The 17,165-nt window shown below is 71.1% G+C and carries 15 protein-coding genes; 4 read left to right on the forward strand and 11 right to left on the reverse strand.

Annotated elements, in window-relative coordinates; translation table 11 throughout:
• Positions 1-87 precede the first annotated feature (87 nt).
• Positions 88-1,206, forward strand: coding sequence for a hypothetical protein (locus ACH4D3_RS35115; protein ID WP_398330930.1), 1,119 nt, complete (start codon positions 88-90; stop codon positions 1,204-1,206).
• A gap of 87 nt (positions 1,207-1,293) precedes the next feature.
• On the opposite strand, the gene msrA is transcribed toward ACH4D3_RS35115, so the two are convergent.
• Positions 1,294-1,806, reverse strand: a complete 513-nt coding sequence (gene msrA / locus ACH4D3_RS35120; protein ID WP_398330933.1) for a peptide-methionine (S)-S-oxide reductase MsrA — start codon at positions 1,804-1,806, stop codon at positions 1,294-1,296.
• A 66-nt stretch (positions 1,807-1,872) separates the two neighbouring features.
• On the opposite strand from msrA, the gene ACH4D3_RS35125 reads away from it, so the two are divergent.
• The gene (locus ACH4D3_RS35125; protein ID WP_398330936.1) at positions 1,873-2,190 is read left to right on the forward strand and encodes a DUF6247 family protein; all 318 of its coding nucleotides are present in this window, start codon (positions 1,873-1,875) and stop codon (positions 2,188-2,190) included.
• A 251-nt stretch (positions 2,191-2,441) separates the two neighbouring features.
• Here ACH4D3_RS35125 and ACH4D3_RS35130 read toward each other — a convergent pair whose 3' ends face one another.
• From ACH4D3_RS35130 to ACH4D3_RS35140, 3 genes are all read right to left on the reverse strand, one after another.
• Positions 2,442-3,065: a hypothetical protein gene (locus tag ACH4D3_RS35130; protein WP_398330939.1), complete on the reverse strand. Its 624-nt coding sequence runs from the start codon at positions 3,063-3,065 to the stop codon at positions 2,442-2,444.
• Positions 3,066-3,116: 51 nt separating this feature from the next.
• Positions 3,117-3,710, reverse strand: a complete 594-nt coding sequence (locus ACH4D3_RS35135; RefSeq protein ID WP_398330942.1) for a DUF4291 domain-containing protein — start codon at positions 3,708-3,710, stop codon at positions 3,117-3,119.
• Between the two features lie 152 nt (positions 3,711-3,862).
• Positions 3,863-4,528 (reverse strand): NADPH-dependent F420 reductase, encoded by a 666-nt coding sequence (locus tag ACH4D3_RS35140; RefSeq protein WP_398330945.1) that lies wholly within the window; start codon positions 4,526-4,528, stop codon positions 3,863-3,865.
• Between the two features lie 67 nt (positions 4,529-4,595).
• Between ACH4D3_RS35140 and ACH4D3_RS35145 the strand changes: the two genes are divergently transcribed.
• Entirely contained in the window at positions 4,596-5,015 is a 420-nt protein-coding gene (locus ACH4D3_RS35145) for a winged helix-turn-helix transcriptional regulator (protein WP_398330948.1), read from the forward strand.
• Between the two features lie 137 nt (positions 5,016-5,152).
• Here the strand turns inward: ACH4D3_RS35145 and ACH4D3_RS35150 are convergent, their stop codons facing one another.
• The 3 genes from ACH4D3_RS35150 to ACH4D3_RS35160 form a co-directional block, all read right to left on the reverse strand.
• A complete protein-coding gene (locus tag ACH4D3_RS35150) occupies positions 5,153-6,265 on the reverse strand; it encodes a hypothetical protein (protein WP_398330951.1) in 1,113 nt (370 codons plus the stop codon).
• 191 nt (positions 6,266-6,456) lie between these two features.
• Positions 6,457-8,265 carry a restriction endonuclease gene (locus ACH4D3_RS35155; RefSeq protein WP_398330954.1) on the reverse strand — a complete coding sequence of 603 codons (1,809 nt, stop codon included), beginning with the start codon at positions 8,263-8,265 and terminating at the stop codon, positions 6,457-6,459.
• 119 nt (positions 8,266-8,384) lie between these two features.
• On the reverse strand, positions 8,385-8,981 hold the full coding sequence (locus ACH4D3_RS35160) for a TetR/AcrR family transcriptional regulator (RefSeq protein ID WP_398330957.1): 597 nt from the start codon (positions 8,979-8,981) through the stop codon (positions 8,385-8,387).
• Between the two features lie 148 nt (positions 8,982-9,129).
• Between ACH4D3_RS35160 and ACH4D3_RS35165 the strand changes: the two genes are divergently transcribed.
• The gene (locus ACH4D3_RS35165) at positions 9,130-10,170 is read left to right on the forward strand and encodes an aldo/keto reductase (RefSeq protein WP_398330960.1); all 1,041 of its coding nucleotides are present in this window, start codon (positions 9,130-9,132) and stop codon (positions 10,168-10,170) included.
• 60 nt (positions 10,171-10,230) lie between these two features.
• Here the strand turns inward: ACH4D3_RS35165 and narI are convergent, their stop codons facing one another.
• From narI to ACH4D3_RS35185, 4 genes are read right to left on the reverse strand one after another with little or no spacing between them, the layout of a single operon-like run.
• Entirely contained in the window at positions 10,231-10,944 is a 714-nt protein-coding gene (narI, locus tag ACH4D3_RS35170; RefSeq protein ID WP_398330963.1) for a respiratory nitrate reductase subunit gamma, read from the reverse strand.
• A complete protein-coding gene (gene narJ / locus ACH4D3_RS35175; RefSeq protein WP_398330966.1) occupies positions 10,941-11,621 on the reverse strand; it encodes a nitrate reductase molybdenum cofactor assembly chaperone in 681 nt (226 codons plus the stop codon). The genes narI and narJ overlap by 4 nt, the downstream gene beginning before the upstream one ends.
• Complete coding sequence (gene narH / locus ACH4D3_RS35180) at positions 11,618-13,297, reverse strand: nitrate reductase subunit beta (protein ID WP_398330969.1); 1,680 nt, start codon at positions 13,295-13,297, stop codon at positions 11,618-11,620. Before narH ends, narJ begins: the two co-directional genes overlap by 4 nt.
• Complete coding sequence (locus ACH4D3_RS35185) at positions 13,297-17,007, reverse strand: nitrate reductase subunit alpha (RefSeq protein ID WP_398330972.1); 3,711 nt, start codon at positions 17,005-17,007, stop codon at positions 13,297-13,299. The genes narH and ACH4D3_RS35185 overlap by 1 nt, the downstream gene beginning before the upstream one ends.
• Between the last annotated feature and the right edge of the window lie 158 nt (positions 17,008-17,165).

Genomic DNA, 17,165 nt, shown 5'->3' on the forward strand with positions numbered 1-17,165 from the left:
GGGTAGCCGTGCGGAACGCCACACGCGTTTTCCACAGGCCGGGGGACGGGTTGGCCAATTGTCGGCGGCGTCTGGTTCGCTTGAGGCATGGAGATTCTCTGGGTCCTGATGGCACTGGTCATGCTCGGCTTCGTGCTGCTCCAAATCTCGCGGCGCCGGCGCGGTGCGGTCGGCCTGGTCGAGCCGGGCCACCCGGACGCCGCCGACCCCGCGAACTACGGTTTCGCGCGCGAGGAGGAGCTGGACATCCGGATGCCCGGTCCCGACCAGGACCTGCTGGACGTCCTCGATCTGGTGCAGCGCACCCAGGACTACCGGGGGGCGCGACAGCTCCTGGCCGGCACGGAGGCGGAGGGCGAGCGGCGCTGGCAGCGTGTCCAGGCCTTCGCCGGCGCCGCGTCGCTGGAGCTGCGGCAGCGGCCGGGCGGGGTCGGGGAGACCCCGGGCGGGCAGTGGCTGCGGGTGTGGCGGGCCGAGGCGCCCAAGGACGCGGGCGGGGCGGCGGTGCACGCCGAGTTCCTGGTGCAGCAGGCGTGGCGGACGGCGACGCCGGGCTCGGACGACTTCCGGATCATCATGGAGGAGGCGAAGGCGGCCTGCGGCGAGGCGGCCCTTCTCGCGCCCGGGGACCCGATCCCGTACATCGTCGAGCTGTCGGTGGCCCGCGGTCTCGGCTACTCGCGCGAGGAGTTCGAGCAGCTCTGGCTGAAGATCCTCGACCGCGCCCCCAACCACATGGGCGCGCACCTGGCCGCCCTGCAGTACTGGTGCGAGAAGTGGCACGGCTCGCGCGAGCTGGCGTACTCCTTCGCGGAGGCGGCGGCCGCCAGAGCCCCGCGTGGCTCGCTGCTGGCGGCGATGCCGCTCTTCGCGGTCTTCGAGCACCTGCCCGAGGTCAATCTGGTCAGCGGCTTCTACCAGAGCGAGGTCGTCACCAAGGCCGTCCACGGCGCCCTGCACGCGGTCCACTCGGCCCGCCCGGACGACCCCATGCAGGCGCACGTCCGCCACCTTCTGGTGTTCTTCCTGGTCCGCGGCGAGCGCTGGGCGGAGGCCATGAACCAGCTGACGGTCATAGACGGCCACGTGGGCGCCCTGCCCTGGACGCTGTCCACCGACCCGGCGGCGGAGTTCGCGGTCTACCGCGCGCTGGCGGTCGCGGGGTACGAGGCGAACGGCGGCAGCCCGGCCACGCTGCCGCACTGAGTGCCGGGCGCGCTCACAGCGACGCGGTCCGGCCGTCACCGGCCGGACCGCGTCCCTTTGAGCCTCGTCCCGCCGAGCCCCGGAGGCTCAGCCCTCGCTGCGGGCGGGCAGTCGCCACCCGGGGCGCGGGAAGTGGCAGGTGTACCCGTCCGGGTAACGCTGCAGGTAGTCCTGGTGCTCCGGCTCCGCCTCCCAGAAGGGGCCGACCGGCTCCACCTCGGTGACGACCTTGCCGGGCCACAGTCCGGAGGCGTCCACGTCGGCGATCGTGTCCTCGGCGACCCGCTTCTGCTCGTCGTCCACGTAGTAGATCGCCGAGCGGTAGCTGAGGCCGATGTCGTTGCCCTGGCGGTTCTTGGTGCTCGGGTCGTGGATCTGGAAGAAGAACTCCAGGAGCGCGCGGTAGTCGGTCGCCTCGGGGTCGAAGAGGATCTCGATGGCCTCCGCGTGCGTGCCGTGATTGCGGTACGTCGCGTTCGGCACGTCACCCCCGGTGTATCCGACCCGGGTCGCGGTCACGCCCGGGAGCCGACGGATCAGCTCCTCCATCCCCCAGAAGCATCCGCCCGCCAGCACGGCCCTCTGTGTCTGCGCAGCCATCGCGGCCCTCCAAAATCTCTCGGCTCGGTCGTCCGGGCCCTCTCGGCCCACACGTCACCGGCCTCCGTGCCCACCCTGTGTGCAACACGCGGGGGTCCACAAGGATTCCAGATCACGCCGGCGGCGCTGCCCGCGTTCACACGCGAGCTTGATCAGGCGGCGGACCAGTCCCGGCAGGGCTCAGATCTGGCTCCCCTGCAACGGTTCATCGCCCAGTGGGCCGCCTATGTCTACATCCAGCGCCAGCCAGGCCTGTCGGCGGACCTGCGCAGCTGGGAGGAGCGCGCCGCGTCGGGCGACGCTGCCCAGGCTCGACAAGCCGCATCCGAGATCGGACGCATCCTCGACCAGGCGCACACCGCCGTCGGGCTGCACTCCCGGTGACCAGCGGGTGGCGGTGGGAGTACGACCCCGACCACGATCATGTGGCCGGCGGCATCCCGGCCCACGTCGTGGCGTAAGTGGAACGCCTGAGTGGCCGTCCATGGCGGGAGATCGGCCTCCCCGCCGCCCGGAAGCGGGACAGGATGACGTGGATCATCATGCCGCGTTCACAGACCTCAACCGGCCGTTGCAGGGGGCAGAGGTCGGTCGGCCGGAGTCGTGTGTGAGGCAAGCCTCCGGGGCATGTGCTGTCAGTCGAAGGCCACGACCAGGCGGACGCCGTCGTCGCCGAACCGGCCGGCCAGAGCCTTCATCACGGCGAACACGTGCGTCCAGTGAGTCTCCGACCCCAGCACAGCGCCCGCGGTCAGAGGTTCGTAGGCGCAGACCAAGTCACCGGTGGTCCACTCGACTGGTTCTGAGCCGCTGCCCGCCTCCACGGGTGGCACGCCGACCACAGACAGGACCTCCGACGGCCACTGATGGGATACGAGCCGGCGATGCAACATCCACGGACGCGATTTCTCGTGCCAGGCCACTCGGCCGACGAAGTACTCAGGCCGGGTCGCAGGATCGATGGAAGCGAGCTCCCGCCAACTGACCCAGCTCGCGCCGTCCAGCTCGCCCCGGGCAACCCAAGAGGCCAGGTGCGAGCGCATAGCGTTCGACAGGTCCACAGGAAGGCCACGACCGGGCGCAAGGGGCGGAAAGCCTGCGCAATTGCGCACTCCGAAGAGAAGACCGAAGGCCGTGTAGTCGGTCTCGTCGTACAGAGGCCACAGATCCATTGCGGTCACCCATGGTTCACCGTCGTAGTCCTCGGTGCCTGCATAAGGGTGATGAAACTCGACCCCGCCATAAATGTCCGTGCCCATGCTGGCGCACGCTAGCGGCCGTGGTTTGTCGCGCCGTGTCCGGACCGCCGGTCAGCCACTCAGGTGGGCCAGTAGTTCGTCACCGGCGGGGTAGTGCAGTTCCTTGGGGAGCAGTCGGGTTGCTGTGTCCAGTTCGCCGCTGTCGACGAGTGTGCGGATCTGGTGGGCGAGCGGGGTCACGTCGCGGATGGACACGATCCATTCGTTCGCGTAGCGCGACGATGCCTCGCCCGAGAGTCCCAGTTGCAGCGAGCGGTACGGCAGGGGACGCAGGTGCAGATCGCGTTCGGGATCCCACTGGACGCGCGCGGGTGAGCGTTTGAGGTCACGCTGCCAGGCGACGCGATCGGGATGCAGTTCGCGAACGTAGTGCGACAGGCACGCGTTGCGCAGCGCCCAGTCGAAGCCGTCGCGAGTGATCTCGACGGCGAGGACGGTCTCCTGACCCTCCTTCGCGCCCCAACCGGAGCGGTACATCATCCACATGAAACTGGGCTTGATCCACGTCATGCGGTCCGGTTTCCACGCGGCGGGGAAACGGCCCTCGCGGGCGGCGGGCCTGCCGATCTCCGGGCGGTACGCCTGGTAGACGGTGATCGTGGACGCAGTGTGGAGCGCGCGGATTCTGCGGAGCGGTTCTTCCATGGCGTACAGCGTGGAGTCGGCCAGGTCGGGAAGCCACCGATTTTGGAGCGCCTCCTGCGCCGGGATCCGACAACCCTTCACTCGAACTACTCCACACTCGGCGCGTCACAGCCCCTGTCCGTGGCAGGTCATCGAGCGGGCGAGAGATACGTCTAGCTCTGTGAGCCGGCGTGCCCGTCCTTCGAGGGAACGTGCGGGACGGCGGAGCGGGGGTCGAAGCCGGCGAAGGCCAAGCCGATCACGAAACCCGCCACCTCCTCCAACTGACGAACGCGATCCAGTGGTCCCAGAGTCAGCGGTACTCCGTTGACAGCACGGACCAGTTCACCGGCGACGTGCAGGGCGGTCGGGTCGTCGCCGCACATCGCCACCGTCACACGGGGCTGACCATCACGGGGTGGGCTCGTCCACTGGTCAGCGGGAAAGAGATGGAACGCCTTCACGACCAGGGATCCCGGGGCGAGTCCGGCGACCCTCCCCGCCATCGTCTCGCCGGGTTCGGTGAGCAGGGTGCCGACGCCGTGCGTCACGGCGTTCGTGGGGTCGATCAGCGGCACTCCTTCGAGTACGCCGTCGGACGCGCCCGCCATTCCCAGCATCTCTTCGACACCGGCCCAGGAGACGGCCAGGAGCACCGCGTCGCGCCCGGTGGCCGCTTCACGCGGTGCGACAGCGAGCAGTTGGTGGTCCAGCCGCTCAGCGAGTTTCTCCGCCTTGACCCGCGACCGTCCGCCGATCACCACCTCATGTCCCGCACGTGCCCAACCCTCACCCAGGGCCGCCGCCAGTGTGCCTGTTCCCAGGATTCCGATGCGCATGTGTCCGTGCCTCTTCCCCAGTGGTCGGTCGAGTGGTCACGGTAGGGAAGGCGTTACGCACCGATCGGTGCGCGACCGGCGCGCGATGATGGACGGTGAGATGACTGATCATGAGGCTCACTGCTACGAGTTGGTCGCCGATTGCCGTTTACGCGCGGCCACCGACCTCTTCGCCCATACCTGGGATCCCGTCGTGCTGGCGGCGCTGCGTTCGGGACCGCGGCGACGGCGCGAGTTGCGTGCCGCCATCGGCGGCCTCAGCGACAAGGTTCTGACCGACTCCTTGCACCGCCTGCTCACGAGCGGGCTGATCGAGCGCCATGCCCACGCCGAGGCACCGCCACGTGTCGACTACGCCCTGACCGGCTTGGGGCGGAGCTTGGTCGAGGGCCCGATGCTGGCGCTGGGACACTGGGTGGTCGAGCACGGTGACGAACTTCTTGAGGCACAGGAGTGCGGCCGCAAGCGGTCTGTGAGCGAGGCTTGACGTGGGTCATCAAGCCGCGTTCACAGACTTCACAGGGGGCGTCATACGCCTTGCGAGGAGTCGTCTCGTTGGGCTTGCCAGAGAGATCGCAGTGTGGCGACCGCTCGCCGCGCTCGAAGCCGGTGTGTCTCGCGGTCTCAGCCGTCGAACCGGTCCCACTCGACCAGGTTGGCCAAGGGGGCGAGGGCACTGCGGTGGGTGGCGCCGGCCCAGGCGCTGAACCCGTTGCCGATTCCTTCGTCTGTGACATGCAGGACGAGGCCCGGAGCCACGTAGAAGCGCGTGGGAGCCGCAGGCCAGAACGGGCGCAACGGCACGAGAAGGAGTGCCTCGGCGAGCCGGTCGACCTGCTCTGCGGCGAGCCGATGGGACAGCGCGACGTAGTCGGCGCCCATGGAGGCCTCGAAGAGCGAGAACTGGATGAGGAAGCCACTGAGTGGTTCCTGCTCGGCGATCGCCGGTTGGTCGTCCTCACTGAACCAGACGGTCGGATCCGCTTCGGGGCCGTCGAGCGTCCACGGCAGCGACCAGAAGAAGCCTCCCTGATTCTCTTCGCCGAAGACGAGCATCTCCCCGGTGGCGTCGGTATGAAGCTTGGAAGGGCGAAAGAGTCGGTTCTGCACTCCCAGGCAGCGTGGGCGGTGCTGTGCCAGCCGGTAGAACTTCCTCAATCCGTCGGGCAGATCCCGGGGAGGCTCCAAATTCGACGGTGACTCGTCCGTCTCGGACTCAATGGGGTACCAGCCGGTGACGAACTGTTCGAGCGCACTGGCTCGCTGACCGTCCACATGCCGGAGCCACTCAAGGGTCGGGAGGCCCGATGGGGGGAGATCGGGACGCACCCGGGCCAAGTCGAGCTTGCTCAGGGGCGAATGGAGCCGAAGGGAGCAGTCGGAGAGAACGTGTACGCCGCTACCCGGTCGAACGACCGTTCCGGCCTCAGTCACGGATCCGGTGCCGAGATAGACGAGCCCCTCCGAGTTGCGCGCCGCCAGGTGAACAGGCAACTGCGCTTCACCTGCGCCTCGCTCCCAGGGCTCTTCCAGGAGCCGTTGCCCTACCGGAGTCGGAGCAGGGCCGAGAAGGCGGACCTCATCAGCGTTCCAGACGCAGCTTCTGTCGAGGGCATCCCCAGCTGCCACAATGATCAGTGTCCCGGCGTCGCCGATGCCAACAGTGGCGCTCCCGAAGGTAAAGCTCTCCGTGGCCGCCGTGTCACCGCAGAGCGTGTATGCCCGCTCCTCGTCCACGAGGGACATGGGCGATATACCGCGAGAGTGATCAACCATGGCAACATCTTCCTCTGCTGCGGGTGGGCGGCCAAGGCGGGTCAGGAGACCGTTCTTCCAGCGCCTGCTGCCCCCGGAGCGGCCGTATGCCGCCGCGGAGGTAGTGCTGAGCAGCCTGCGGTCGTGATGGCGCCGGCGCCGTGGACGCGTCGTCAGTCCACTTCGACGCCGAAGTCGCGCAGCAGCTCCTCCAGGCCGCCCGAGTAGCCCCTCCCGCCCACGACGAAGTCCCAGTCGCCGTTGGACCTGCGGCGGAAGGAGCCCAGGACCAGGGCGGTCTCGTGCGGGCGGCCGTCGGAGACCTGGAGTTGCCCCAGTTCCGTCAGCGCCGGGTCGAGCAGGCGGATGCGGGCGTCCGTGAAACCGGACAGGTCGGCGTCCGGGTTCGCCTCCGGGTCGACGGCGGCCACCAGCACGAGGCGGTCGGCGTCGTCCGGCAGGGTGTCGAACGAGGCACAGAGCGCGGCTTTGTCGGGTGCCGTGGCGGACAGCGTCCGTACCGAGCCGTCCGGGGTCCGCGGGTTGTTGTAGAAGACGAAGTGGTCGTCGGTCAGGATCCGGCTGCCCCGGCACACCAGGGCGCACACGTCCAGGGCGACGCTCCCGGACCAGGACATGCCGAGGATGTTGTAGTCGTCGGGCACCGACGGGTCCGGGGCGGGCGGCGGGGTGGAGTCCGGGCGGCCGCCGTCGCCCAGCCGGCCACGCAGGCCGTGGCGGTGCAGCAGGTCGACGAGTTCGGCCCCCGAGACCAGCTCCAGCGGCTTGCCGTTGGCGAAGGTGTGCGAGCCGGGGCCGAACCCCGACGTGGTGACGAGGACGCCCTTGTTCGCCCCGGCGTCCTGCACGGTCCCGTACAGGTCGCGGACCGCGGTGGGCGGCACCGTGCTGCGGTACCGCTTCACCTGGACGACGATCTGTCCGCCCCGGATCGGGGTCGGATCCAGCGCGCGGACGTCCACCCCGCCGTCGTTGGAGCGTTGCGTGGTGACCGCCCGCATCCCCATGGCCTCGAACAGCTCGGCCACGAGGCCCTCGAAGGCGATCGGGTCCATCTCGTACAGATCGGGTTCCTCGCCGTCGCCGTGGGTGGTGACCCGGTGGCCGACCTCCTCGGGCCGGCGGCCCGGCCTGACCGCGACGAGCTGGTCGGGGCGGGCCGACACCTGCCCGCGCAGCGCGTCGGCCAGGCAGCTCTCCGCGTCCACCTGGGCCAGGTGCAGTTCGCGGAAGGAGGAGCGCTCGGCCATGACGGTGGCCAGGAAGATGCGGTCCGGCCGGCCCGTCGTGGGGTCGTGTCCGTCGACGAAGCCGTTGAGGGCCACCGACTCCAGGGCGCCGGACTCGTCGGCGGCGAACAGTTCGTGCAGCACGAGGAGCACGCACTGCGCGATGACTTCCTTGTAGAGGGCCCTGCGCTGTCCCACCGGGCGGGGGGTTTCCCGGTACTGGTCGGCCGCGTACATGTAGCGCACGTACTTGGACTGCGGGACGACATCGCCCGCGGGCAGCTCCCAGTCGAGCACCAGCTGCCGGGCCACGGGGTCGTAGGTCATGGCGACCTGGCGGGGGAACCCCTCGGGCCAGGCCGTCGAGGTGTAGAGCGCCGCGGAGAAGTACTCGACGACGGCGTCGGGCTCACGGCGTCCGACTCCGTCGATCACCGCGGCCAGGGACGGCAGCTCTTCGGCGCGCATGAACGCGGAGGGCAGGAAGACCGATGCCCGGCACCCCGAGGCCAGCAGGTCCTGGAGCGCCGCGACCCGTGCGTCCAGCTCCTCGGTGCGGCGGATCGCGTCGGCCTGCTTGTACTCGCGATAGCTCTGAGCGGCTCGCCGCTCGTAGGCCCGCGCCTGCCGGGCCTCCTGTCTGCGCTGCCGTTCCTCGGCCTCCAGCCGGCGCTGTCGCTGCCGCTGCATCTCGGCCCAGAGCCCCAAGGGCCCCGTGGTGCGACGACTCATGGGTTGTCAGCCCTCCCCCCAGCACCGGTTGTCCCCACAACCAGTTGTAGCGGGTCGACTTTATCCAGCAATCGCTGCCGCGCACATCCACTCGCCGCCCTTCGCGACCGGGCCCGGGATCAGTCCCGTCGGCGCAGTCCCGCGATCAGGATGCGCACCAATTGCCGTGCGTCGTAACTCGGGTTGGGGGTCTCCGCGCCGATGCAGAGGTTGCCGACACCGCGCATGAGCGCCAGGGCCGGTACGTCGGTGTCGATCTCGCCCGAGTCGGTGGCGGCGGCGAGGAGGTCGGTGCAGACGGGGACGAGGCGGTCGAGGAAGTACGCGTGGAGGGTCTCGAAGCCCGCGCTGTCGGACTGCAGGACCGCGGCGAGGCCGTGCTTGGTGACCAGGAAGTCGACGAACAGGTCGATCCAGCCCGCGAGCGCGGCGTACGGGGTCGGGCTGCTCGCCAGCAGGGCGGGACCGGCCTCGGCGCAGGCCTCCACCTGGTGCCGGTAGACGCCGATGATGAGGTCGGCCCGGGTCGGGAAGTGGCGGTAGATCGTGGCCGTGCCGACGCCGGCCTCGGCCGCGATGTCGCGCACGGGGGCCTCCACGCCCGATCTGACGAACACCGCGGCGGCCGCGTCGAGCAGGGTCTTCTCGTTGCGCCGGGCGTCCGCGCGCTTGGGCCGGGAGGCCGCCTGTCCCGTTGCCGCTCCGCCGTCCTTCACCGTGCCGTTCCCTTCACCGATTGATAAACGGGACACCGTTCCGTATTGTTGACCGAGTAAACGGGACGGTGTTCCGCTTGGTGTCCTCATGATGCCAGAGCACCGGGCCCGCCACCAAGTCATGCCCCCCCCCAACGGAGGAACCGTCATGCAGTACCGCACCTTGGGCCGCACCGGTGTGCAGGTCAGCTCGCTCGCCCTCGGCGCCATGAACTTCGGCAGCATCGGACGCACCACCCAGGACGAGGCCACCGCCATCGTCGACGCCGCCCTGGAGGGCGGGATCAACCTCATCGACACCGCCGACATGTACGGCGGCGGCGAGTCCGAGGAGATGGTCGGCAAGGCGATCGCCGGGCGCCGCGACGACATCGTGCTGGCCACGAAGGCGAACATGCCGATGAGCGACGAACCCAACCACCAGGGCTCCTCACGCCGCTGGCTGGTCACCGCGCTGGACAACAGCCTGCGCCGCCTCGGCGTCGACCACGTCGACCTGTACCAGATCCACCGGTGGGACCCGGCCACGAGCGACGAGGAGACGCTGTCGGCCCTCACCGACCTGCAGCGGGCCGGGAAGATCCGGTACTTCGGTTCCTCGACCTTCCCCGCCCACCGCATCGTCGAGGCCCAGTGGGCCGCCCGTGAGCACCGGCTGAGCAGGTACGTCACCGAGCAGCCCAGCTACTCCCTCCTCCAGCGCGGGGCCGAGAGCCATGTGCTGCCCGTGACCGAGCAGTACGGGCTCGGCGTGCTGGTGTGGAGCCCGCTGGCCTCGGGCTGGCTGTCCGGCGCGGTGCGCGCGGGGCGGGAGATCGCCACGCACCGGTCCGAGATCCTGCCCGAGCGCTTCGACACCGCGCTGCCCGCCAACCGGGCCCGGCTCGACGCCGTCGAGAAGCTCGCCGCGGTGGCCGACGAGGCCGGGCTCAGCCTGATCCAGCTCGCGCTCGGCTTCGTCACCGCGCACCCGGCCGTCACCGCCGCGCTCGTCGGGCCCCGCACCCTGGACCACCTCCACTCCCAGCTCGCCGCCGCCGACACCGTGCTCTCCGACGACGTCCTCGACGCGGTCGACGCCGTCGTCGTGCCGGGGACCGACCTCGCCGCACACGAGAAGTTCGACGCCACGCCCGCGCTGCTCGACCCGGCGCTGCGCCGGCGGCGCCACCCGGCGACCGCCCGCTGAGCTGCGGACGCTGAACGGCAGACGCTGAACGGCGGGCGCTGAACGACGGACGCCGATCCGTCAGCGCCCCGGCCGCCCCGCTCCCACCTCGCCGCGCCCCCGGTGGCGGTACACGACGTACGGCCGCACCAGGTAGCCGAGCGGTGCCGTGAAGGCGTGGATCAGGCGGGTGCAGGGCCACAGGGCGAACAGGGCCATGGCGAGGAGTGCGTGCAGGCGGTAGACCAGCGGCGCCTCGGCCATGGCGGTCACGTCCGGGTCCAGTGCGAACAGGCTGCGGAACCAGACGGAGACGCCGAGCCGGTAGTCGTACGTGGACGCCGCCGTCGCGCCGGACGCGGTGGCCGTCAGTCCGGCGAGGACGACCGTGATCAGCAGGGGGTAGACCACTCGGTCGCTCCGGCCGGTCGCGGCCCGGATCGCGGGGGTGCGCAGGCGGCGGTACAGGAGGAGGGCGAGGCCCGCCAGGGTCGCCAGCCCCGCGGTGCCGCCCGCGATCAGGGCGTTGGCGTGGTAGAGGTGCTCGCTGACGTGGAGGCGGTCGGTCAGCGACTCGGGGACCAGGAGCCCGGCCACGTGACCGGCGATCACGAACAGCAGGCCGTAGTGGAAGAGCGGGCCCGCGATGCGCAGCAGCCTGCTCTCGTGCAGCTGGCTGGACCGGGTGGTGAAGCCGAAGCGGTCGTAGCGGTAGCGCCAGGCCGTCCCCGCCACCAGCACCACCAGGGTCAGGTAGGGCAGCACGCCCCACAGGGCGGTGTGCAGGTGCTTCATCGGCGTTCTCCGTCGTCGTGCGGCCGGGGCTGGGCGGGGAAGGGTCCCAGGACGTCGAGGCCCACCGCCTCGGTCGGCGGACCGGTACGGGTCAGGCGCAGGGCCTCCTCGCGGCTGGCCGGTGCCCGGCCCGGCAGGCACCGGCCGACGGCCCGGAGGAGGGCGGCGTAGGGGCTGCGGTGGGCTTCGAGGGCGTAGCGCAGGACCTCGATCGCCGCGCGGTGTTCGGTCAGCAGTGCGGTGCCCGCCTCGGGGGTGCGGGCGGCGAACTCCAGCATCAGCGGCAGGAAGTCGGGCAGTTCGTCGTCCGGCGGCAGCCACCCGTGGGTGCGGTACACGGACTTGATGCGGGCCAGTGCGGCGCCCCGGCGGCGGGTGTCGCCGTCGGTGTAGTAGGTGAGGTAGAGGCAGCGTCGGCGGCTGCGGTCGAAGGTGGCGACGTAGCGGGCGGCCACGGCGAGGGGGTCCTCCCGTTCCGCCCGGTCGCAGAAGGAGAGCAGGAGCTGGACCTCGGGGCCGGGGAGCTCGGCGACCGTCTCGCGGACGGTGCGCGGGCGGCGGGGCCAGTCCCGGTCCGGGTAGGCCAGCAGCAGGGCGGCGGCCTGGAATACGACCGGTGCGGTGGTGGTCGTCGCGGCACGGCTGAGGCTGCGGCTGCGGCTGCGGCTATGGCTCACAGCTCGGGCTCCGTCCGCACGGTGCCGCGGGCGCGCGGGAAAAGGCCGTCCGGGCGTCCCGTCCCGTTCCAGTTCAGGAGGTTGACCCGGCCGCGCAGCGCGGACGACGTGCCGGACCCGGCGGTCGGCGGCGCGTGGAAGGCGCCGGGGTCGAACTCGCCGGAGCCGAAGCCGGAGCCGGAGCCGAAGCCGGAGCCGCCGCCCGCGCCCTCCGGCATCATCCCCGGCCCGCCCACGCCGTCCAGGCTGCAGCCCGCCCCGGTGCCGCCGGGGTCGGGGACCGAGCCGGTGTAGGCGGTCGGGATGACGTACCGCTCGTCGTACTTGGCCAGCGCGAGCAGCCGGTACAGCTCCAGGATGCCGGGCTCGTCGAGACCTACCGACTCGGCGATCCGCGGGTCCTGTTCCTCGCCGAGGTTGACGCGCCGCATGTGGGAGCGCATCGCGGCCAGCCGGCACAGGGCGGCCTCGACGGGCCCCGGGTCGCCCGCGGTGAAGAGTTCGGCGAGGTAGCCGAGGGGGATGCGCAGCGTGTCGATCGCACCGAACAGCGCGGCCGGGTCCTCCCCGTCGTGGCCGCTGCCGGTGAGGGCGTCGACGACCGGGGAGAGCGGCGGCACGTACCAGACCATCGGCATCGTGCGGTACTCCGGGTGCAGCGGGAGCGCGACGCGGTACCGGCTGATGAGGGCGCCCACCGGGGAGCGGCGCGCGGCCTCGACCCAGTCGTGCGGGATGCCGGAGGCTTCCGCCGCGCGGGCCACCTCGGGGTCGTCGGGGTCGAGGAAGCAGCCGAGCTGGGCCTCGTACAGGTCCTTCTCGTCGGTGACGGAGGCGGCGGCGCCGACCTTGTCGGGGTCGTAGAGCATGACGCCGAGGTAGCGCAGCCGGCCGACGCAGGTCTCGGAGCAGACGGTCGGGTCACCGGCCTCGATGCGCGGGTAGCAGAAGGTGCACTTCTCGGCCTTGCCGGTGGCGTGGTTGAAGTAGACCTTCTTGTACGGGCAGCCGCTGACGCACATCCGCCAGCCCCGGCAGCGGTCCTGGTCGACCAGGACGATGCCGTCCTCGACGCGCTTGTAGAGGGCGCCGGAGGGGCAGACGGCGACGCAGGACGGGTTGAGGCAGTGCTCGCAGATGCGGGGCAGGTAGAACATGAACGCCCGCTCGTAGTCGAGGCGGACCTGCTCGCTCATCCGGGCCAGCAGCGGGTCGGCGGCGAGCTGGTCGGGGCCGCCGCCGAGGTCGTCGTCCCAGTTGGGGCCCCAGGTGATCGCGGTGGGGCGGCCGTCGATCGCCGAGCGGGGCGGGGCGGTGGGGATGTCGTCGCCCAGGGGCGCGGTGGTGAGGTTCTCGTAGTCGTAGGTCCAGGGCTGGTAGTAGTCGTCGAGGGTGGGGAGTTCGGGGTTGGCGAAGAGGCGGGCGAGGCGGCGGGCGCGGCCGCCGGTGCGCGGGACGAGGCGCCCGCCCTTGAGATGCCAGCCGCCCTTCCACTTCTCCTGGTCCTCGTGGCCGCGGGGGTAGCCCTGGCCGGGGCGGGTCTCGACGTTGTTGAACCAGACGTACTCGGTGCCGGTGCGGTTGGTCCAGGTCTGTTTGCAGGTGACCGAGCAGGTGTGGCAGCCGATGCACTTGTCGAGGTTCATGACCATCGCCACCTGTGCCATGACGCGCATCAGTAGGTGACCTCCTGGGAGCGGCGCCGGATCGTGGTAACGGCGTCGCGCTGGTTGCCGGTGGGGCCGTAGTAGTTGGGGGCGAAGGAGAGCTGGCCGTAGCCGCCGATCAGGTGAGTGGGCTTGACCAGCAGCTTGGTGAGGGAGTTGTGGACGCCGCCGCGGCGGCCGTTCGCCTCCGACTTCGGCACGTTCACCAGGCGTTCCTGAACGTGGTACATGAGCACGGTGCCGTCCGGGACGCGGTGCGAGACGATCGCGCGGGCGACGACGACGCCGTGCGCGTTGACGGCCTCCACCCAGTCGTTGTCGGCGGCGCCGATCGCGTCGGCGTCGGCGGGGCTCATCCAGATGACGGGGCCGCCGCGGGCCAGGGTCTGCATCAGCAGGTTCTCCTGGTACTCGGAGTGGATGGACCACTTGGCGTGCGGGGTGAGGTAGCGGACGGTCACCGCGCGGCCGTCGCCCTCGCCTGCCGTCGTCGGGGCGTCGCCCAGCTCGGCCAGGTTCAGCGGGGGCCGGTAGACCGGGAGTTGCTCGCCCAGCTCGGCCATCCAGTCGTGGTCGACGTAGAAGTGCTGGCGGCCGGTGAGGGTGTGCCAGGGCTTCTTGTGCTCGGTGTTGACGGTGAAGGGCGAGTAGCGCCGGTCGGGCGCCTCCTTGCCGGACCACTCGAAGCTCGCGCCGACCTGGACGGGCCGTTCCTGGGTGTCCGAGAAGACCACGCGCCGCTCCGCCACCGAGGCGGCCAGCTCGGCGAGCCCGGCGCCCGGGCCGACGCGGTCGGCGAGGCGGTCGAAGCCCTCGGCGGCGAGGCGGCCGTTGGTGGTGCCGGACAGGGCGAGGATCGCCTCGCAGAACTTGACGTCGGTGTCGAGCAGGGGGCGCCCGTGAGCCGGTCCGGCGGGGGCGGTGCCGCAGCGGGCGGCGAGCCAGCGGGCCTCCTCGTGCGGGTTGACGGTGACGCCCTTGACGGTCATGCCGTGCTCCTCGGCCAGCGGCCCGAAGGCGGCGAGCCGGTCGGCGACGGCCGTGTAGTCCCGTTCGACCAGGTGGACCTGAGGGGCGTTGCGGCCCGGCTCGACGGGGGTGCGGCCGTCGCGCCAGTCGGTGACCCGGCCGCCGGGCTGCGCGGTCTCGCCGGGGGTGTCGTGCTGGAGGGCGGTGGCGATCAGGTCGTACGCCGTGTCGAGGCGGCCGGCGGCGAGTTCGCTCAGCCGGCGGGCGAGGGAGTGGAAGATCTCGAAGTCGGTGCGGGCCTGCCACGGCGGGTTGATCGCGGGGCTGAAGGCGTGCACGAAGGGGTGCATGTCCGTGGAGGACAGGTCGTGCTTCTCGTACCAGGTGGCGGCGGGCAGCACGAGGTCGGAGAAGAGCGTCGTGGAGGTCATCCGGAAGTCGAGGCTCAGCAGCAGGTCGAGCTTGCCCTCGGGGGCGTCGTCCCGCCAGGCCACGGAGCGCGGCCGGTGCTCGGGCGGGGCTTCGTCGGCGGTGGCGCCGTCGCGGGCGCCGAGCAGGTGGCGCAGGAAGTACTCGTTGCCCTTGGCGGAGGAGCCGATCAGGTTGGCCCGCCACACGGTCAGGACGCGCGGCCAGTTGCGGGGCGCGTCGGGGTCCTCGCAGGCGAAGTCGACGGCGCCCGAGCCGAGTTGCTCCGCGATCCAGTCACCGGGCTCCTGGCCGCTCTCGCGGGCGCGGCGGCCGAGGTCGAGCGGGTTGGCGTCGAAGGTCGGGTAGGACGGCATCCAGCCGAGCCGGGCGGACTGGGCGACCAGGTCGGCGGTGTGGCGCCCGGCGAGGGTGCCGGGCGCGGTGGGCGGGGCGAGGGCGTCGGCGGCGTGCGACTCGTACCGCCACTGGCCGGTGTGCAGGTACCAGTACGGGGTGCCCGCCATCTGCCGCGAGGGCCGGACCCAGTCGGCGGCCGTGGACAGCTGCTGCCAGCCGGTGTACGGGCGGACCTTCTCCTGGCCGACGTAGTGCGCCCAGCCGCCGCCGTTGACGCCCTGGCAGCCGGTGAGGATGAGCAGGGAGAGGAAGGAGCGGTAGATGGTGTCGGAGTGGAACCAGTGGTTCGTCCCGGCGCCCATGACGATCATGCAGCGGCCCCGGGTCTGCTCGGCGGTGCGCGCGAACTCCCGGGCGGTGCGGACCGCCGCGTCCGCCGGGACGGAGGTGATGCGCTCCTGCCAGGCGGGGGTGCAGGGTTCCTCGGCGTCGTCGTAGCCGGTGGGCCACCGGCCGGCGAGTCCGGGCCGGGCCACGGCGTACTGGGCGAGCAGCAGGTCGTAGACGGTGGTGACGAGCCGGCCGCCGATCTCCCGGGCCGGTACGCCGCGCACGACGGTGGCGCCGGGTTCGTCGAAGCGGGGCAGCACCACCTCGACACCGTTGTCGGAGCGGCCGCCCGTGTGCCCGTGCAGGGTCAGCAGCGGGTCGGTCCCGCCCAGGTCGAGGTTCCAGCGGCCCGCGCCGCCCTTGCCCCACCGGTCGCCGAGGGTGCCGTTCGGGACGACGACGTCGTCGGTGTCGGCGTCGATCAGCACCGGCATCCAGGCCCGTGCCTCGGCGTCGGCGTGCCGGCCGAGCCCGAGGTCGGCGGCGGTGACGAACTTGCCGGGCGTGTACCTCCCCGCCGCGTGTTCGTCGAGGGCGACCAGGAAGGGCAGGTCGGTGAAGCGCTTCACGTAGTCGGTGAAGTACGGCACCTGCCGCCGCACGAAGAACTCGGTGAGCAGCACGTGCCCCATGGCCATCGCGAGCGCCCCGTCGGTGCCGGGGTGCGGGTGCAGCCACTCGTCGGCGAACTTGGTGGCGTCCGCGTAGTCGGGCGAGACGACGACCTTCTGGCCCCGGTAGCGGGCCTCCGCCATCCAGTGGGCGTCCGGGGTGCGGGTGACGGGGACGTTGGAACCCCACAGCATCAGGTGGGCGGCGTCCCACCAGTCCCCCGACTCCGGTACGTCGGTCTGGTCGCCGAAGACCTGCGGCGAGGCGATCGGCAGGTCGGCGTACCAGTCGTAGAAGGAGATCATCGGGGCGCCGATGAGGGAGTGGTAGCGGGCGCCGACCGCGTGCGAGGCCATGGACATGGCGGGGATCGGGGAGAACCCGGCGACCCGGTCGGGGCCGTACTCGGCGATGGTGTGCACCTGGGCGGCGGCGGCGATCTCCAGCGCCTCGTCCCAGTCGACGCGGACGAAGCCGCCGTGGCCGCGGGCGCGCTGGTAGCGGCGGCGCTTGTCGGGGTCACCGGTCAGCTCGGCCCAGGCGGCCACGGGATCGCCGCCGTGCCGGCGTTTGGCGTCCCGGTACATTTCCACGAGGACACCGCGGGCCAACGGATGGCGAACACGGGTGGGCGAGTAGGTGTACCAGGAAAAGGAGGCGCCGCGCGGGCAGCCGCGCGGCTCGTACTCCGGCCGGTCGGGACCGACGCTCGGATAATCCGTCTGCTGGGTCTCCCAGGTGATCAGACCGTCCTTGACGTACACCTTCCACGAGCAGGAACCCGTGCAGTTGACGCCGTGCGTGGAGCGCACGACTTTGTCATGCGCCCACCGCTCCCGATAAGGACTGTCATTGACTTTCTGGTCCGTGCGGTACACGGCCCTCAGGTCGAGGGTGGTCGGGGACTTCCGCAGCAGCTGACCGGCCTTCAGCAGCCGGTCGGCGGCGTCGGCCGCGGCCTTCGCCCTGCTTCGCACCACGTTGCCATCTCCTTGCGAACGCGACGGAGCAATGCCCGTCGGGTTCCGGCGGGCATGCTGTGTGCCGCATTCAGCATCTCGCCGAAATTCGCTTGCAGAAACGGTAATTCAGCACCCTTTGCGGAGGTGGGGGCGAAGGTTTTCATTCGCTTTGCAAT

This window comes from Streptomyces sp. NPDC018026 (genome assembly GCF_044327745.1).
In the GTDB taxonomy this organism is placed as follows: domain Bacteria; phylum Actinomycetota; class Actinomycetes; order Streptomycetales; family Streptomycetaceae; genus Streptomyces; species Streptomyces rubrogriseus.

Bases quoted from the DNA above. Each gene is read 5' to 3' on its own strand.
- ACH4D3_RS35115 (WP_398330930.1), top strand. From the start codon at position 88: ATGGAGATTCTCTGGGTCCTGATGGCACTGGTCATGCTCGGCTTCGTG.
- msrA (WP_398330933.1), bottom strand. From the start codon at position 1,806: ATGGCTGCGCAGACACAGAGGGCCGTGCTGGCGGGCGGATGCTTCTGG.
- ACH4D3_RS35130 (WP_398330939.1), bottom strand. From the start codon at position 3,065: ATGGGCACGGACATTTATGGCGGGGTCGAGTTTCATCACCCTTATGCA.
- ACH4D3_RS35135 (WP_398330942.1), bottom strand. From the start codon at position 3,710: ATGGAAGAACCGCTCCGCAGAATCCGCGCGCTCCACACTGCGTCCACG.
- ACH4D3_RS35140 (WP_398330945.1), bottom strand. From the start codon at position 4,528: ATGCGCATCGGAATCCTGGGAACAGGCACACTGGCGGCGGCCCTGGGT.
- ACH4D3_RS35155 (WP_398330954.1), bottom strand. From the start codon at position 8,265: ATGAGTCGTCGCACCACGGGGCCCTTGGGGCTCTGGGCCGAGATGCAG.
- ACH4D3_RS35165 (WP_398330960.1), top strand. From the start codon at position 9,130: ATGCAGTACCGCACCTTGGGCCGCACCGGTGTGCAGGTCAGCTCGCTC.
- narI (WP_398330963.1), bottom strand. From the start codon at position 10,944: ATGAAGCACCTGCACACCGCCCTGTGGGGCGTGCTGCCCTACCTGACC.
- narH (WP_398330969.1), bottom strand. From the start codon at position 13,297: ATGCGCGTCATGGCACAGGTGGCGATGGTCATGAACCTCGACAAGTGC.